General features: G+C 70.1%; 10 protein-coding genes and 1 riboswitch. Of the genes, 5 read left to right on the top strand and 5 right to left on the bottom strand.

Annotated elements, in window-relative coordinates; all coding sequences use genetic code 11:
• The 3 genes from ribD to GZ67_RS0115105 form a co-directional block, all read right to left on the bottom strand.
• A partial coding sequence (gene ribD / locus GZ67_RS0115115) for a bifunctional diaminohydroxyphosphoribosylaminopyrimidine deaminase/5-amino-6-(5-phosphoribosylamino)uracil reductase RibD (RefSeq protein WP_036330400.1) occupies positions 1-547 on the bottom strand: 547 nt, incomplete at its 3' end.
• 63 nt (positions 548-610) lie between these two features.
• A riboswitch (FMN riboswitch) is annotated at positions 611-755 on the bottom strand.
• A gap of 68 nt (positions 756-823) precedes the next feature.
• Positions 824-1,687, bottom strand: coding sequence for an Fpg/Nei family DNA glycosylase (locus tag GZ67_RS0115110; RefSeq protein WP_029263003.1), 864 nt, complete (start codon positions 1,685-1,687; stop codon positions 824-826).
• A 49-nt stretch (positions 1,688-1,736) separates the two neighbouring features.
• Positions 1,737-2,300, bottom strand: a complete 564-nt coding sequence (locus tag GZ67_RS0115105) for a GNAT family N-acetyltransferase (RefSeq protein WP_029263002.1) — start codon at positions 2,298-2,300, stop codon at positions 1,737-1,739.
• Positions 2,301-2,379: 79 nt separating this feature from the next.
• On the opposite strand from GZ67_RS0115105, the gene mfd reads away from it, so the two are divergent.
• Positions 2,380-5,967, top strand: a complete 3,588-nt coding sequence (gene mfd, locus GZ67_RS0115100) for a transcription-repair coupling factor (RefSeq protein ID WP_029263001.1) — start codon at positions 2,380-2,382, stop codon at positions 5,965-5,967.
• Positions 5,968-6,013: 46 nt separating this feature from the next.
• Positions 6,014-6,616, top strand: a complete 603-nt coding sequence (locus GZ67_RS0115095) for a gamma carbonic anhydrase family protein (protein WP_029263000.1) — start codon at positions 6,014-6,016, stop codon at positions 6,614-6,616.
• A gap of 61 nt (positions 6,617-6,677) precedes the next feature.
• Here GZ67_RS0115095 and gdhA read toward each other — a convergent pair whose 3' ends face one another.
• Together gdhA and GZ67_RS0115085 are read right to left on the bottom strand one after the other, a co-directional pair.
• Positions 6,678-8,048 carry an NADP-specific glutamate dehydrogenase gene (gdhA, locus tag GZ67_RS0115090; RefSeq protein WP_029262999.1) on the bottom strand — a complete coding sequence of 457 codons (1,371 nt, stop codon included), beginning with the start codon at positions 8,046-8,048 and terminating at the stop codon, positions 6,678-6,680.
• A gap of 133 nt (positions 8,049-8,181) precedes the next feature.
• On the bottom strand, positions 8,182-10,875 hold the full coding sequence (locus GZ67_RS0115085; protein ID WP_029262998.1) for a phosphoenolpyruvate carboxylase: 2,694 nt from the start codon (positions 10,873-10,875) through the stop codon (positions 8,182-8,184).
• A 113-nt stretch (positions 10,876-10,988) separates the two neighbouring features.
• Between GZ67_RS0115085 and nhaA the strand changes: the two genes are divergently transcribed.
• From nhaA to hisS, 3 genes are all read left to right on the top strand, one after another.
• Complete coding sequence (gene nhaA / locus GZ67_RS0115080) at positions 10,989-12,158, top strand: Na+/H+ antiporter NhaA (RefSeq protein ID WP_029262997.1); 1,170 nt, start codon at positions 10,989-10,991, stop codon at positions 12,156-12,158.
• Positions 12,159-12,264: 106 nt separating this feature from the next.
• Complete coding sequence (locus GZ67_RS0115075; RefSeq protein ID WP_231481821.1) at positions 12,265-12,870, top strand: MazG family protein; 606 nt, start codon at positions 12,265-12,267, stop codon at positions 12,868-12,870.
• A 64-nt stretch (positions 12,871-12,934) separates the two neighbouring features.
• Positions 12,935-14,185 (top strand): histidine--tRNA ligase, encoded by a 1,251-nt coding sequence (gene hisS, locus GZ67_RS0115070; protein WP_029262995.1) that lies wholly within the window; start codon positions 12,935-12,937, stop codon positions 14,183-14,185.
• Positions 14,186-14,189 lie beyond the last annotated feature (4 nt).

Genomic DNA, 14,189 nt, shown 5'->3' with positions numbered 1-14,189 from the left:
CGTCGGCGCGCGCGGCAGGCCCGGTGATCCACTGGCTCGAGCCGTCGGCAGCGGCAGCGCGGCCGTCGAGGCTCTGCGCCCATTTGACCGTGATGTGCGGGCGTCCCAACCGCTGCGCCATGAGCCAGCCCTCGATGAGCGCGTGCGCGGCGTCTGCCTGCTCACCCGATTCGACGTCGACGCCGGCGGCGCGCAGGCGGTCCGCTCCGCCTCCCGATTCGGCGCCGGGATCGTCGAGGGCGTACACGACCCGCGCGACACCTGCCTCGATGAGCGCGACGGCGCAGGGCCCGGTGCGGCCGGTGTGGTTGCAGGGCTCGAGCGTCACGACGGCGGTGGCGCCGCGGGCATCGCCCGGTGCGAGCTTCGACAGCGCGTCGACCTCGGCGTGCGGGGTGCCTGCTCCGTGATGCCAGCCCTCGGCGAGGACCGTGCCATCGGGGGAGAGGATGACCGCGCCGACCTGCGGGTTCGCCCCACGGGGTCCGCGCGTGGCGAGCTGGAGCGCGCGATCCATCGCGCTGCGCTCTGCCGCGTTCACTGCCATCCGTCGTCCTCCTCTGAGGCTCCGGGGTCAGACAGGGATGGCGGAACGGACGCACGCATGCGTCTCGTGCTGCCTCCCTTCCGGACTAGCGAGGTCTCCCTCGCATCACCGTCGGTCCCGGAATTCCACCGGATCGGCATCCCGATCTCTCGAGACGCTCGCGGACTGTCACCGCCGGTTCGGATTCCCACCGACCCCGGAGCACGTTGTTGCTCTGAGTGTACTCAACGCACCTGCGCGCATTTCATTCCAAGACATGGACCGGCAGGGCCGCGATCACTTCAGCAGTCGAGAGAGACGGCGGTCGGCGAGCACCTTGCCGCCGGTCTGGCAGGTGGGGCAGTACTCGAGCGAGCGGTCGGCGAAGAACACGCTGCGGACGGTGTCGCCGCAGACGGGGCACGTCTCGCCGCGACGCGCATGCACCTGCATCCCGCGGCGCTTGGCATCCTTGAGGTCGGCGGGCGGCTTGCCCGATGCCTCGGCGACCGCTTCGGTCAGCGTCTCGCGCATCGCGTCGAACAGGCGGTCGATCTCGGCATCGTCGAGCTTCCCGGCGATCGCGTACGGCGACATCCGGGCGGCGTGCAGGATCTCGTCGGAGTAGGCGTTGCCGATCCCCGCGATCACCGCCTGGTCGCGCAGCAGCCCCTTGATCTGCATCCGCCGGTCCTCCAGCAGCGCGGCGAAGGCGTCGCGGTCGAAGGCGGAGTCGAGCGGGTCGGGCCCGAGCCGCTCGATGCCCGGCACCTCCTGCGGGTCGCGGACGACGTAGACGGCGAGCGACTTCTTCGTTCCGGCCTCGGTCAGGTCGAAACCGCTGTCGTCGTCGAGCGCGATGCGCAGAGCGATCGGCGACTTGCCGGGTTTGATGAGCGTCGTCGGCAGCGTCTCGTACCAACGCAGCCACCCCGCCTTCGCGAGGTGGAACACGAGGTGCAGCTCGTCGCCGCAGGACAGCACGACGAACTTGCCGAGCCGGGCGGCCGCCGTGATCGTGGTGCCCTGCAACGCGGTGATCGGCGGATCGTAGGTCTTCAACGCGGCGATCGCCGCGACGCTGGCGCGGGTGATCGTGCGCCCCACGGCGCGGTCGGCGAGGAACGTGGTCAGGCCCTGGACTTCCGGCATCTCCGGCATGCCCTCATCCTGTCATCGGCCGCCGACACTGTCACCCGGTGCTCACTCCTCAGAGGATCGGCCAGTCCACCGGCGTGCGGTCGTCATCGTGCAGCAGGCCGGCGATCCAGCCGTCGTCGCGGCCACGCGGGCTCGTGAGCGCCTGGCGCTGCAGGCCTTCATAGCGGAAGCCGAGCGCGCGGGCGGCCCGCGCCGAAGGGACGTTCCCGGCGACGGCCTGCCAGCGGATGCGGACGAGCCCGAGCTCGGTGAAACCCCAGTCGATCACGGCGCGTGCCGCTTCCGCGAGATGACCCTTGCCCCGAGCGGCCGGGGTCACCCAGTACCCGAGCTCGGCGGCCCCACCCGTGACGTGGGTGGCGATGCCGTGCAGACCGATCATGCCCACGAGCTCGTCGCCGGCGTACATGCCCCAGACGGCCTCCGAGCCGTCGGCCCACGACCCCGCGACGAGACGCACGAAGTGCTCGGCATCCTCGCGGTTGTACGGGCTCGGAACGGTCGTCCAGCGCGCGATCTCCGGATCCTGGCACGCCTCCGTGATCGCATCGATGTCCGCCTCCGTCGGTGCATGCAGGACGAGACGTTCGGTGGACAGGGCGACGGATTCCATCCCGACAGCCTATTGAGGTGAGCCCCCTCGAAACGAGCGGGCGGGCCGGAGTGTCGGCGGGCGCGACTAGTCTTGTCCGGTGACTGTTCCGGGGATTCTGCGCGCCTTGGAAGAGGCGTCTCTGTACCGTGACGCTCTGCAGTGGGCGCACACCGATGCCGACCTCGGTCTGGTCGACGGGCTCGATGCGCCGGCGCTCGCCGGCCTGCTCGGCAAGCGCGCGGCGGCGGGGCATCCTCCCGCCCTCCTCGCGGTCGTCCCCACCGGGCGCCGCGCCGAGAGCCTGGCGCTGGCGATGCATGCCTACCTGCCCACGGCCGACATCCTGACGTTCCCGGCCTGGGAGACGCTGCCGCACGAGCGCCTGAGCCCCAGCGTCGACACGGTGGGCCAGCGCCTGCAGACACTGCGCCGCATCGCGGAGTGGTCCGGTGACCACCCGCTCGTGATCGTCGCTTCCGTGCGCGCGGCGCTGCAGCCGATCGCGGGCAACCTCGGGGAGATCGCGCCGCTCGAACTCTCCGTCGGCAGCAGGGGCAACGAGCTCGACCGCGTGGTCGAGCAGCTCGTGGAGCGGGCATACTCCCGTGTCGACATGGTCTCCCGCCGTGGCGAGTTCGCCGTGCGCGGCGGCATCCTCGATGTCTTCCCTCCCGTCTCGGAGCACCCGTTCCGCATCGAGTTCTTCGGCGACGAGATCGACCAGATCCGCGCCTTCTCCGTCGCCGATCAGCGCTCGCTCCCCGGCGACGTGCCCGGCGTCGACCTGCCGCCGAGCCGCGAGCTGCTGCTGACCGCCGATGTCCGCGATCGCGCGCGGGAGCTGATCGAGGGCTTCCCGGCGATCAGAGGGATGCTCGAGAAGATGTCCGAGGGCATCCCGGTCGAGGGCATGGAATCGCTCCTGCCTGCGGTCGCGGGGCCGCTGAAGTCCCTGGCCGAGTATCTGCCGGCGGGGGCCGCGACGGCCGTCGTCGATCCCGACCGCTCCACCGCGCGTGCGATCACGCTGGGTGACACCAACCGCGAGTTCCTCGATGCCGCCTGGAGCGCGGCCACCTCTGGTGCGTCGGCGCCCATCGACCTCGGGGCCGGCGACTTCCTCACGGTCGCCGAACTGCGCGAGGTCGTGCGCGACCGGGGTGGCGTCTGGTGGCAGCTGAGCCCCTTCGGCATCAGCGTCGGCGACGGCGACGCGGCTTCCGACACGGATGCCGCCACCCTCGGTGCCGCCATCATCCCGTCGTTCCACGGCAACGTCGACGGGGCGATCTCGTTCGTCGAGGCCAAGGTCACCGACGGCTGGCGCGTCGTGGTGATCGCAGCCGGAAGCGGCCTGGTCGACCGTGCACGCGATGTGCTGTCCGATCGCGGCCTCGCGGCCCGAGTCGTCGAGAGTCTCACGGATGCGCCCGAGGCCGGTGTCGCGACCCTGGTCATGGGGTCCGTCGAAGCCGGATTCCAGGTGCCGGAGGCGAAGCTCGCCGTCCTCACCGACAACGAGTTCTACGGACGCACGATCGGTGGCGACCAGCGGGTCGTCAAGAAGCTCGCCTCGCGGCGCAAGAACGTCGTCGACCCCTTGCAGCTGAAGCAGGGCGACTTCGTGGTGCACGCCACGCACGGCATCGGACGGTTCGTCGAGATGACCCAGCGTGAGGTGTCCACCGGTGGCCGCAACGCGACCAAGTCCGTGCGCGACTATCTCATCCTCGAATACGCCCCCTCCAAGCGCGGCTACCCGGGCGACAAGCTGTATGTGCCGACGGATCAGCTCGACTCCCTCTCGAAGTACGTCGGCGGCGAGGCCCCGACCCTGTCGAAGATGGGCGGCAGCGACTGGTCGCAGGCCAAGGGCAAGGCCCGCAAGGCGGTGCGCGACATCGCCGTCGAGCTCGTGAAGCTGTACTCCGCGCGCATGAGCGCCAAAGGCCATGCCTTCGGCCCGGACACGCCTTGGCAGCGCGAGTTGGAGGAGGCGTTCCCGTTCGCGGAGACGCAGGACCAGTTGCAGACCATCGACGAGATCAAGGCCGACATGGAGCGGCCGATCCCGATGGACCGGCTGCTCTCCGGCGACGTCGGCTTCGGCAAGACCGAGGTCGCCGTGCGCGCGGCGTTCAAGGCGATCCAGGACGGCAAGCAGGTCGCGATGCTCGTGCCGACGACGCTCCTGGTGAAGCAGCACATGGAGACGTTCACCGAGCGCTTCGCCGGTTTCCCGGTCAAGGTGCGCGCGCTGTCGCGCTTCCAGACCGACAAGGAAGTCCGGCTCACGCTCCAGGGGCTGCTGGAGGGGTCGGTCGACATGATCATCGGCACCCACCGCATCCTCACGGAAGGGGTCATCTTCAAGGATCTCGGCCTGATGATCATCGACGAGGAGCAGCGGTTCGGCGTCGAGCACAAGGACGCGCTGAAGAAGCTGAAGACCAACGTCGACATCCTCGCCATGAGCGCCACCCCCATCCCGCGCACGCTGGAGATGGCGGTCACGGGCATCCGCGAGATGTCCACGCTCGCGACGCCGCCCGAGGACAGGCATCCGATCCTGTCGTTCGTCGGCCCCCGCAGCGACAAGCAGATCGCCGCGGCCATCCGGCGCGAGATCCTGCGCGAGGGGCAGGTCTTCTTCGTGCACAACCGCGTGCAGTCGATTCAGCGCGTCGCGGCGCAGTTGGCGGAGCTCGTGCCCGAAGCGCGCATCGCCGTCGCCCACGGGCAGTTGGGTGAGCACCAACTGGAGCAGGTCGTCGACGACTTCTGGGAGCGCAAGTTCGACGTGCTCGTCTCGACCACGATCATCGAGACCGGCCTCGACATCTCGAACGCGAACACGATCATCATCGACCGCGCCGACAAGTACGGCCTCAGCCAGCTGCACCAGCTCCGCGGTCGGGTCGGGCGAGGGCGTGAGCGGGCGTACGCGTACTTCCTCTACGACGAGATGAAGCCGCTCTCCGAGACCGCCGCCGACCGGCTGCAGACGATCGCGGTCAACAACGAGCTCGGCTCGGGCATGCAGGTCGCGCTGAAGGACCTCGAGCTCCGCGGCGCGGGCAACATGCTCGGTGCGGAGCAGGCCGGACACATCGCCGGCGTCGGATTCGACCTGTATCTGCGGATGATCGGCGAGGCGGTGGCGACGTTCCGCGGCGACGAGGTCGAGACCGGGCAGGAGCTGCGGCTCGAGCTTCCCCTCGATGCGCGCATCCCCGAGTACTACATCGACAGCGAGCGGCTGCGTCTCGAGGCGTACCAGAAGCTGTCGGCGGCGTCGGCGGCCACAGCGAAGGACGGGGCCATCGATCTCGTGATCGAGGAGCTCGTCGACCGCTACGGCACGCCGCCGGAAGAGGTCGAGGGACTGCTGGCGATCTCGCGACTGCGTCGTCGGGCTGCGCGCGCCGGGCTGACCGACGTGGTGGTCATGGGCTCGAACCTGCGCATCGCACCGGCGCGGCTCGAGGACTCGATCAAGGTACGGCTGCAGCGGTTGTATCCGAAGGCGAAGCTCGTGGCCGGGGGAGAGGCGCTGGTCGTGCCGATGCCCACGGTTCCCGCCGCTGTGGGCGTGGGGCTCGAGCCGCTGCCCGACGCACAGCTTCTCGAATGGGTCGAGCAGCTGTTCACCGCGATCTTCCCGGAGCCCGCCAAAGTCGAGTAACGTGCGGTGGCTGCTCTCACGGCTGCGGCGGGACTAGTCTGGCCGCATGTTGTACGAGCACCTCGGGGCTCGCCCCCGCATCCATGACACCGCCGTCATCGCCCCCACCGCCGTGGTCTCCGGCGATGTGGAGGTGGGGCCGGGCTGTCAGGTGCTGCACGGCGCCGTCATCACGGCGGAGGGCGGCCCGATCACCCTCGGCGAGAACGTGATCGTGATGGAGAACGCGCTGATCCGTGCCACCGCGGCCAATGCGGTCCATGTCGGCGCGCACACCCTCATCGGAACGCTGGCGAGCATCGCCGGGGCGACGGTGGGTGAGGAGGTCTTCTTCGCCTCCGGCGCCCGCGTCTTCAACGGTGCTCTCGTGGGGGCGCGCTGCGAGGTGCGGGTCAACGCGATCGTGCACCGCCGCGCCGTGCTGCCCGAGGGCACGGTGGTCCCGATCGGGTGGGTGGCCGTCGGCGACCCGGTGCAGCTGCTCTCACCCGACCGGGATCAGGAGATCGCGGCGGCGCAGCCCGAGCTCGACTTCCCCGGTCACGTGTTCGGCGTCGACCGAGACACCCCCGACCTGATGGTGCAGCTCACCGAGCGCTACGGCAGCTCGCTCGCCCGACACGCCAACGACCGCGAGATCATGGACTGAGACGCCGCGGAGACGACGAGGCCGGGCACCCCTGCGGATGCCCGGCCTCATGTCGTTCGGATCAGATGACGCCCTGGGCGAGCATCGCGGCGGCGACGCGCTCGAAGCCCGCGATGTTGGCTCCGGCCACGTAGTCGCCGCCGACGTCGTGGCGCTCTGCGGCGTCGAACGCGGCGTCGTGGATGTCCGCCATGATCTCGCGCAGCTTGTTCTCGCTGTCGGCGAAGGTCCAGCGCTGACGCGAGGCGTTCTGGCTCATCTCGAGCGCCGAGGTCGCGACACCGCCGGCGTTCGCTGCCTTGCCGGGGGCGAACAGCACGCCCGCCTTCTGGAAGGCCTCGACGGCGTCGGGCACGCACGGCATGTTCGCGCCCTCGGAGACGGCGCGCACGCCGTTCGCGATCAGGGCCTCGGCATCCGCGAGGCTGACCTCGTTCTGCGTGGCGGAGGGGACGGCGATGTCGACCGGGACCTCCCAGACGCTGCCGCCTTCGACGAAGCGCGCGCTCGGACGACGGTTGGCGTACTCGACGATGCGGGCGCGCTCGACCTCCTTGAGCTGACGGAGCAGGTCGACGTCGATGCCGGCGTCGTCGACGACGTAGCCGGACGAGTCGGAGGCCGTGACGGCGGTCGCGCCGAGCTGGGTGGCTTTCTGGATCGCGTAGATCGCGACGTTGCCCGAGCCCGAGATGCCGACGCGCTTGCCGGTCAGGGAGTCGTTGTGCACGGCGAGCATCTCCTGCGCGAAGAACACCGCCCCGTATCCGGTCGCTTCGGTGCGTACCTCGGCGCCGCCCCAGCCGGTGCCCTTGCCGGTGAACATGCCCGACTCGTGGCGGTTGGTGACCTTGCGGTACTGGCCGAAGAGGTAGCCGATCTCGCGGCCGCCGACGCCGATGTCGCCCGCGGGGACGTCGGTGTGCTCGCCCAGGTGGCGGTAGAGCTCGTTCATGAACGACTGGCAGAAGCGCATGACCGCGGCGTCGGACTTGCCGTGCGGGTCGAAGTCGGACCCGCCCTTGCCGCCGCCGATGCCCTGACCGGTGAGTGCGTTCTTGAAGATCTGCTCGAAGCCGAGGAACTTGATGATCGACAGGTTCACCGAGGGGTGGAAGCGCAGTCCGCCCTTGTACGGGCCGAGCACAGAGGAGAACTGGATGCGGTAGCCGCGGTTGACCTGCAGCTTGCCGGCGTCGTCGATCCACGGCACGCGGAAGAGGATCTGCCGCTCGGGTTCGACGAGCCGCTCGAGGATCCCGCCGTCGACGTATTCCGGGCGTCGCTCCAGGACAGGGGCGATCGAGTGCAGCACCTCGTGGACGGCCTGGTGGAACTCCGGCTCGTGCGGGCTGCGGGACAGCACCGTGTCGAACACGGGCTGCACGGAGGCGGCGAGCGGATGGAAGTCGGCGGGAGTCGTAGCGGTCACGCGGAAGGGACTTTCTGATGGGGGATTGTGGTGCAGGCGATCGTGTCGCGTGAGGCATCGCCGGAGTCGGCGGAGGTTTCACTCTAGCGGCCGGCCGAATGCGGATCGCGCACCCGGCCGGACGGTATCTCGGTCACCCGGTGTTCTGAAGGCCGGCGGCGACGCCGCTGACCGAGAGCAGGAGCAGACGCTGCTGTTCGGCATCGGCGCCCGAGCCGGTGGGCTCGTCGCTCGCCGAGCGCAGCGCCCGCAGCGCGCGCAGCTGCAGCAGCGAGAGAGCGTCGACGTAGGGGCTGCGCAGCTGCACAGCCCGCTGCAGAACCGGCTTGTTCTCCAGCAGGCGCTCGCCGCCGGTGAGCCGGATCACCCAGCGCCGCGTGATCGCGAGTTCGTCGAGGACGAGCTGTGCCAGATCATCGCGGTCGCCCAGTGCCAGGTACTGCCGCGCGATGCGCTCGTCCGTCTTGGCGAGGCTCATCGCGACGTTGTCGATCATGGTGCGAAGCAGCGGCCACTCGCGGTACGCCTCGACGAGCAGCTCCTCATCGCCGACGGCGTCCAGGGCGGTGCCGAGACCGAACCAGCCGGCGAGGTTGATGCGCGCCTGCGTCCACGCGAACACCCACGGGATGGCCCGCAGATCCTCGAGCGACTCGACGGACAGTCCGCGGCGCGCCGGGCGGGAGCCGAGCGCGAGCAGCCCGATCTCCTCCATCGGGGTGACCGTGGCGAACCAGGGCGCGAATCCATCGGCCTTCACGAGCGAGAAGAAGCGCTCGCGGGAGGCGGCGTCCATGACCGAGGCGACCTCCGCGTAGCGCTCGGCCGCGCGACTGGTGCGCTCCTCCTCGGTGGGGGACGACGCGAGCAGCGTGGCGGCGGCGACCTGGTCGATGTGCCGCATCGCGATGGCCGGCTCGCCATAGCGCGCGAAGATGACCTCACCCTGCTCGGTGAGCTTGAATCGACCGTCGACCGAGTGCGGCGGCTGCGCGAGGATCGCCGAGTTGGCGGGGCCGCCGCCGCGCCCGAGGGCGCCACCGCGACCATGGAAGAGCGTCAGCTCGATCTCGGACTCCTGCGCCCAGCGCGCGATCTTCTCCTGCGCCTCGTACAGGGCGAGGTTCGCGGCGACGGGGCCGACATCCTTCGACGAGTCCGAGTATCCGAGCATGACCTCGAGGCGGTTGCCGGTGGCGGCCATGCGCTCGCGGAACTCCGGGAAGGTCACGGCCTCGGCCAGGATTCCGGGCGCTGCCTGAAGGTCGGCGAACGTCTCGAACAGCGGCACCACGTCGAGCACCGGTGCGTCGTCACCGAGTGCGTACCGGGCGAGACGGTGCACGTTGGCGAGGTCGGAGGCGGCCTGGGTGAACGAGACGACGTAGCGTCCGGCCGCCCGCAGGCCGCGGTCGCGCTGGATGTCCGCGATCGCGCGGAACACCTCCAGCACCTCCTCGGTCTGGGCGCTGATGGCCTCGCCCGCGTCGAGCTCCGCCAGGGCTTTCGCATGCACCTGCGAGTGCTGACGCACCTCGAGCTCGGTGAGGTGGAAGCCGTAGGTCTCGACCTGCCAGATCAGGTGCTGCACGCCGCCGAAGGCATGACGCTTCGCGCCGGCCTCCGCGAGCGAGGACTGCACGGCCCGCAGGTCCGCGAGAAGTTCCTCAGGACGCGAGTAATCCTGGGTCGAGTCGCCGTGGCGAGTCGCGGCGACCCGTCGGGACAGGACGAGCAGCACGCGGCGGTGGGGCTCATCGGGGGAGCGGGCCGCGAGTTCGGCGGCGAGTTCCGGCTCTGCCGCGGCGAAACGGTCCCATAGGGCGACGACCTCGGCGTTCGGCGGGGTGTCGTCGGCGGACAGCGTGAGGGTCCGGCCGATGCGGTCGAGCGCGCGCTCGAGGCCGCGCAGGACGTGGTCGGCCGCGATCTGCGAGGCCTCACGCGTCACGGAGGCCGTGACGAACGGGTTGCCGTCGCGGTCGCCGCCGACCCAGGAGCCGATGCGCACGAACGCGGGCACCACAGGGGCGCTGGATCCGGAGTCCTCGCCACGCAGAGCGTCGTCGATGCGGCGGTACACGTGGGGCACGGTCGTGAAGAGCGTCTCGTCGAACACGCCCATCACGGTGCGGACCTCGTCCGTCGGGGAAGGCTTCTGCGACCGCAGCGGCGCGGTGCGCCAGAGCGTGTCGATCTCCTCCAGCATCCGACGGCGGGCGCGGTGCTCCTCGGAGCCACCCGCGCTCGCCGCATCGTGCTGGGTCAGCAGTTCGGACAGGCGGCGGATGCTCGAGGAGACGGCGCGGCGGCGGGCCTCGGTCGGGTGCGCGGTGAAGACCGGGTGGAAGCGGAGGCCGTCCAGGCGGCGGCGGGCTTCTTCGTCGCCGACCTCGCTGCGCAGGCGGGCATAGGCGGTCGCGACGGTGTCGGCGGCATCCTCCCGTCCCGGCTGTCCGGCGCGCTCACGCAGCACGCGAACGCGCTGGTGTTCCTCGGCCAGGTTCACGAGGTGGAAATAGCAGGTGAAGGCCCGGGCGACCTCGTCGGCCCTGGCGATCGTGAACGACTCGGCGATCGCCGCGGCACGCTCGAACGCGTCGGGTGTCTCCTGGTCATACGCCTGGATCGTGGCGAGTCGCAGACGCTCGACGTCTTCGAAGAGATCGTCGCCGCCGGCTTCGCGCAGCACCTGCCCGAGCAGCTGCCCGAGCATCCTGACATCGGTGCGCATCGCATCCGGCGTGCCGCTACTGGCTTCGAATCGGCCGATCACACGGATCGCCTCGGTGTTCGTGGGCTCGGAGAAAGAGTGTGCGGGGGTCACCCTTCGAGAGTATCCCGGGCGGTGGGGGTGTCCTGCACGCATGACGCCCGGCGCCGGAGCGACGCAGCGAGACCGCGGGCGCGGCGATATCCCGGCGACCTACGATGGAGGGGATGCGCATCTCAGCGAACCCCCTCCGCGGTCAGCAGTTCCCCGCCGTCCTTCTTCTCGTCGCCGCCGGCCTCGGCCTGCTGCTCGCGAACCTGCCGACGCACGACGGGTTGGCGGCTTTCCTCGACTTCCACATCGCGGTGCCGGGCACCGCGCTCGATCTGTCGATCTCGCATTGGGTGTCCGACGGCCTCCTCGCGATCTTCTTCCTCGTCGTCGCGATCGAGCTGCGTCACGAACTCACGCACGGCGAGCTCGATTCGCCGCGCAAGGCCGTGCAGCCGGCGATCGCCGCGGGCGGCGGGGTGCTCGTCCCGATCGCGGTGTATCTGCTGATCGCCGGCGGTGACAGCTCCACGTCGTCGGGCTGGCCGATCCCGACGGCGACCGACATCGCCTTCGCTCTCGGGGTGCTGGCGATGTTCGGCAAGGGGCTGCCCTCGCGCGTTCGGGTATTCCTCCTCGCCCTGGCGATCCTCGACGACATCATCGGCATCATCTTCATCGCGGTGCTCTTCGCCGACGACGTGCAGTGGTTGCTGCTGGGCCTCGCGGTCGTGGGTGTCGCCGTGTTCTGGGCGCTCAGCCGTGTCCTGCACGCGAAGGGGCACCCGCTCATCGCGGTCGCCATGGTCGTGGTGGGTGTCATCACCTGGGGTCTCGTCGCCTCCTCCGGCATCCATGCGACGATCGCCGGGGTGCTGCTCGGGCTCGTCATGTCGCCGGTCCCCGCGGGCCGCACGCGGCACGCGCTGGAGCCGACCGTGAACGGCGTGATCCTCCCCGTCTTCGCCTTCGTCGCGGCGTTCGTCGTGATCCCCGCGGTGTCGATCACGCAGCTGTCACCCGCGTTCTGGGCGATCGTGGTGGCGCTGCCCGTCGGCAAGATCATCGGCATCTCGCTGTTCGGCTGGATCGCGATGCGCATCCGTCCGAAGGGCGCAGATCCTGCGTTGCCGTTCGCCGACATCCTCGCGGCCGGTGCGCTCGGCGGTATCGGCTTCACGGTCTCGCTCCTCCTGGCCAACCTCGCCTTCGCGAGCGACGGCGGCATCCGCGACCAGGCGATCCTCGGTGTGCTCGTGGGCTCGCTGATCGCGCTCGTCCTCTCCGGGTTCATCGTGTCGCTGCGGGCACGCTGGTACCGTCGGGTCGCATCCGCCTCGTCGTGAGCGCGGAGCCGGATCCGGACCGACCGAAGGAGGTCGCGTGAACTCGCAGCCCGAGTCTGAGTCCCGTGCTGACGGGGAAGACCCGCTCCGCACCGCCGCCGACACCATGCACGCGGTCCGCGACCGCTGCGTGTGGTCGCAGCAGATCACGCACCGCGACCTCGTGCCGTATCTGATCGAGGAGTCGCACGAGGTGATCGACGCCGTCGAGTCCGGCACCCGCGACGACCTCCGCGAAGAGCTCGGAGACCTGCTGTGGCAGGTGCTGTTCCACGCGGCGATCGCGGCGCAGGATCCGGAGGACCCGTTCGACATCGACGACGTGGCGCGCACCCTGACCGAGAAGATGATGCGCCGGCATCCGCACGTCTTCGCGGGAGAGGTGGCCGAGACGCCCGAGCAGGTGCTGGTGCACTGGAACGCGGCGAAGGCCGCGGAGAAGCGGACCCGCCGCAGCGTGCTCGACGGCGTGCCGCGGGGGATGCCGGCACTCGCGCTCGCCCAGAAGCTCGTCGGTCGCGCAGCCGGTGTCGGTGTGACGGTCGCGCCGGTTTCGACGGCAGTGTCCCCGGCATCCGAAGCCGACCTCGGTGAGGCACTGCTCGCGCTCGTGGCGACCGCGCGCGCCGAGGGCTGGGACGCGGAACGTGCACTGCGCGAACGGCTCCGCGCGCTCGAAGACGACGTCCGGGCGGCCGAAGCCGGCTCCTGACGCACGGCCGGGGTGCCCGACCTGGGAAGATGGACGCGTGGCTACTGTGAACCCGCCGCGCGGCATGCGCGACATCCTCCCCGCCGACAAGGCCCGCCGTGAGCGCGTGCTCTCCGTCATCCGCGAGCGCTACCTCGCGCACGGATTCGACGAGATCGAGACTCCCGTGGTCGAGGACTACGAACGCCTGCATGCCGGGATCGGCGGAGACAACGAGAAGCTCTCGTACAACATCCTGCGGCGCGGACTCGACGCCGACGCGATCCGTGCGGCGGCCGACGACCCCGCCGCGCTCTCGGACCTCGGCCTCCGCTACGACCTCACCGTGCCGCTCGCCCGTTTCTACGCGAGCAACCGCGGTCAGCTGCCCACCGTCTTCCGCTCGATCCAGATCGGTCCGGTCTGGCGTGCGGAGCGCCCGCAGAAGGGACGCTACCGGCAGTTCGTGCAGTGCGACATCGACATCATGGGAGACGACTCGTCTCGTGCCGAGGCCGAGCTGATGGTCGCCTCGCTCGACGCGGTCGACGCCCTGGGTCTCGAGGGCGCGACCGTGCGGATCAACGACCGACGCGTTCTGGACTGGATGCTGGACTCCTTCGGGTTCACCGCCGAGGAGCGTCCCGGCGTGCTCATCACGATCGACAAGCTCGACAAGATCGGTCCGGAGGGAGTCGCCGCCGAGCTGCATGAGCGCAGTGCCTCGACCGCTGCCGCCGACGCCTTCGACGCTTTCCTGCGTCGGCCGCAGACGATGGAGTACAACCCGTTCGGGGAGCGTCAGATCCGCAAGGCGCTGCCCGACGGCGCCCCGGCCGAACTGATCGAGCACCTGGTCGGCATCGGCGAGGCCGTCGCCGCGGGGCGTGGTCAGTCCGACATCCCGCTCGTCTTCGACCCGTTCCTCGTGCGCGGCATGGGGTATTACACCGGCACGATCTTCGAGCTCGCGCACCCGTCTGTCGCATACTCGCTCGGCGGCGGCGGGCGGTACGACGGCATGATCGGTCGCTTCCTCGGGCAGCAGGTGCCCGCGGTCGGGTTCTCGCTGGGCTTCGAGCGTCTGGTCGATCTGATCGCCGATGAGGTGGATGCTGCGGCCGAGGCGGTCGTGCTGATCCACGATGCCGACGTGCCGGTGCACGAGCTCGTCCGCCACAAGGCCGCGCTCATCGCCGGCGGTGCCCGGGTTCGACTCGAGCGACGCACGAAGAACGTCAAGGCGCTGCTCGAGCGCTCGGCGGCCGACGGCTACACGGCCTTCGCGACCGTGTCCGCGGGTGCCGACGACCTCGAGGTCAAGCCGCTCTCCTGACGCG

The sequence above is a fragment of the Microbacterium sp. Cr-K20 genome (genome assembly GCF_000708325.1).
Lineage (GTDB): Bacteria > Actinomycetota > Actinomycetes > Actinomycetales > Microbacteriaceae > Microbacterium.
Note: the sequence above shows the minus strand (reverse complement) of the source record. Positions and strands in the feature narration are given on the sequence as shown.

Excerpts from the sequence above, each read along its gene's own strand:
- GZ67_RS0115110 (WP_029263003.1), bottom strand. The coding sequence starts at position 1,687 with ATGCCGGAGATGCCGGAAGTCCAGGGCCTGACCACGTTCCTCGCCGAC.
- GZ67_RS0115075 (WP_231481821.1), top strand. The coding sequence starts at position 12,265 with ATGCACGCGGTCCGCGACCGCTGCGTGTGGTCGCAGCAGATCACGCAC.
- GZ67_RS0115105 (WP_029263002.1), bottom strand. The coding sequence starts at position 2,300 with ATGGAATCCGTCGCCCTGTCCACCGAACGTCTCGTCCTGCATGCACCG.
- GZ67_RS0115095 (WP_029263000.1), top strand. The coding sequence starts at position 6,014 with ATGTTGTACGAGCACCTCGGGGCTCGCCCCCGCATCCATGACACCGCC.
- nhaA (WP_029262997.1), top strand. The coding sequence starts at position 10,989 with ATGCGCATCTCAGCGAACCCCCTCCGCGGTCAGCAGTTCCCCGCCGTC.
- hisS (WP_029262995.1), top strand. The coding sequence starts at position 12,935 with ATGCGCGACATCCTCCCCGCCGACAAGGCCCGCCGTGAGCGCGTGCTC.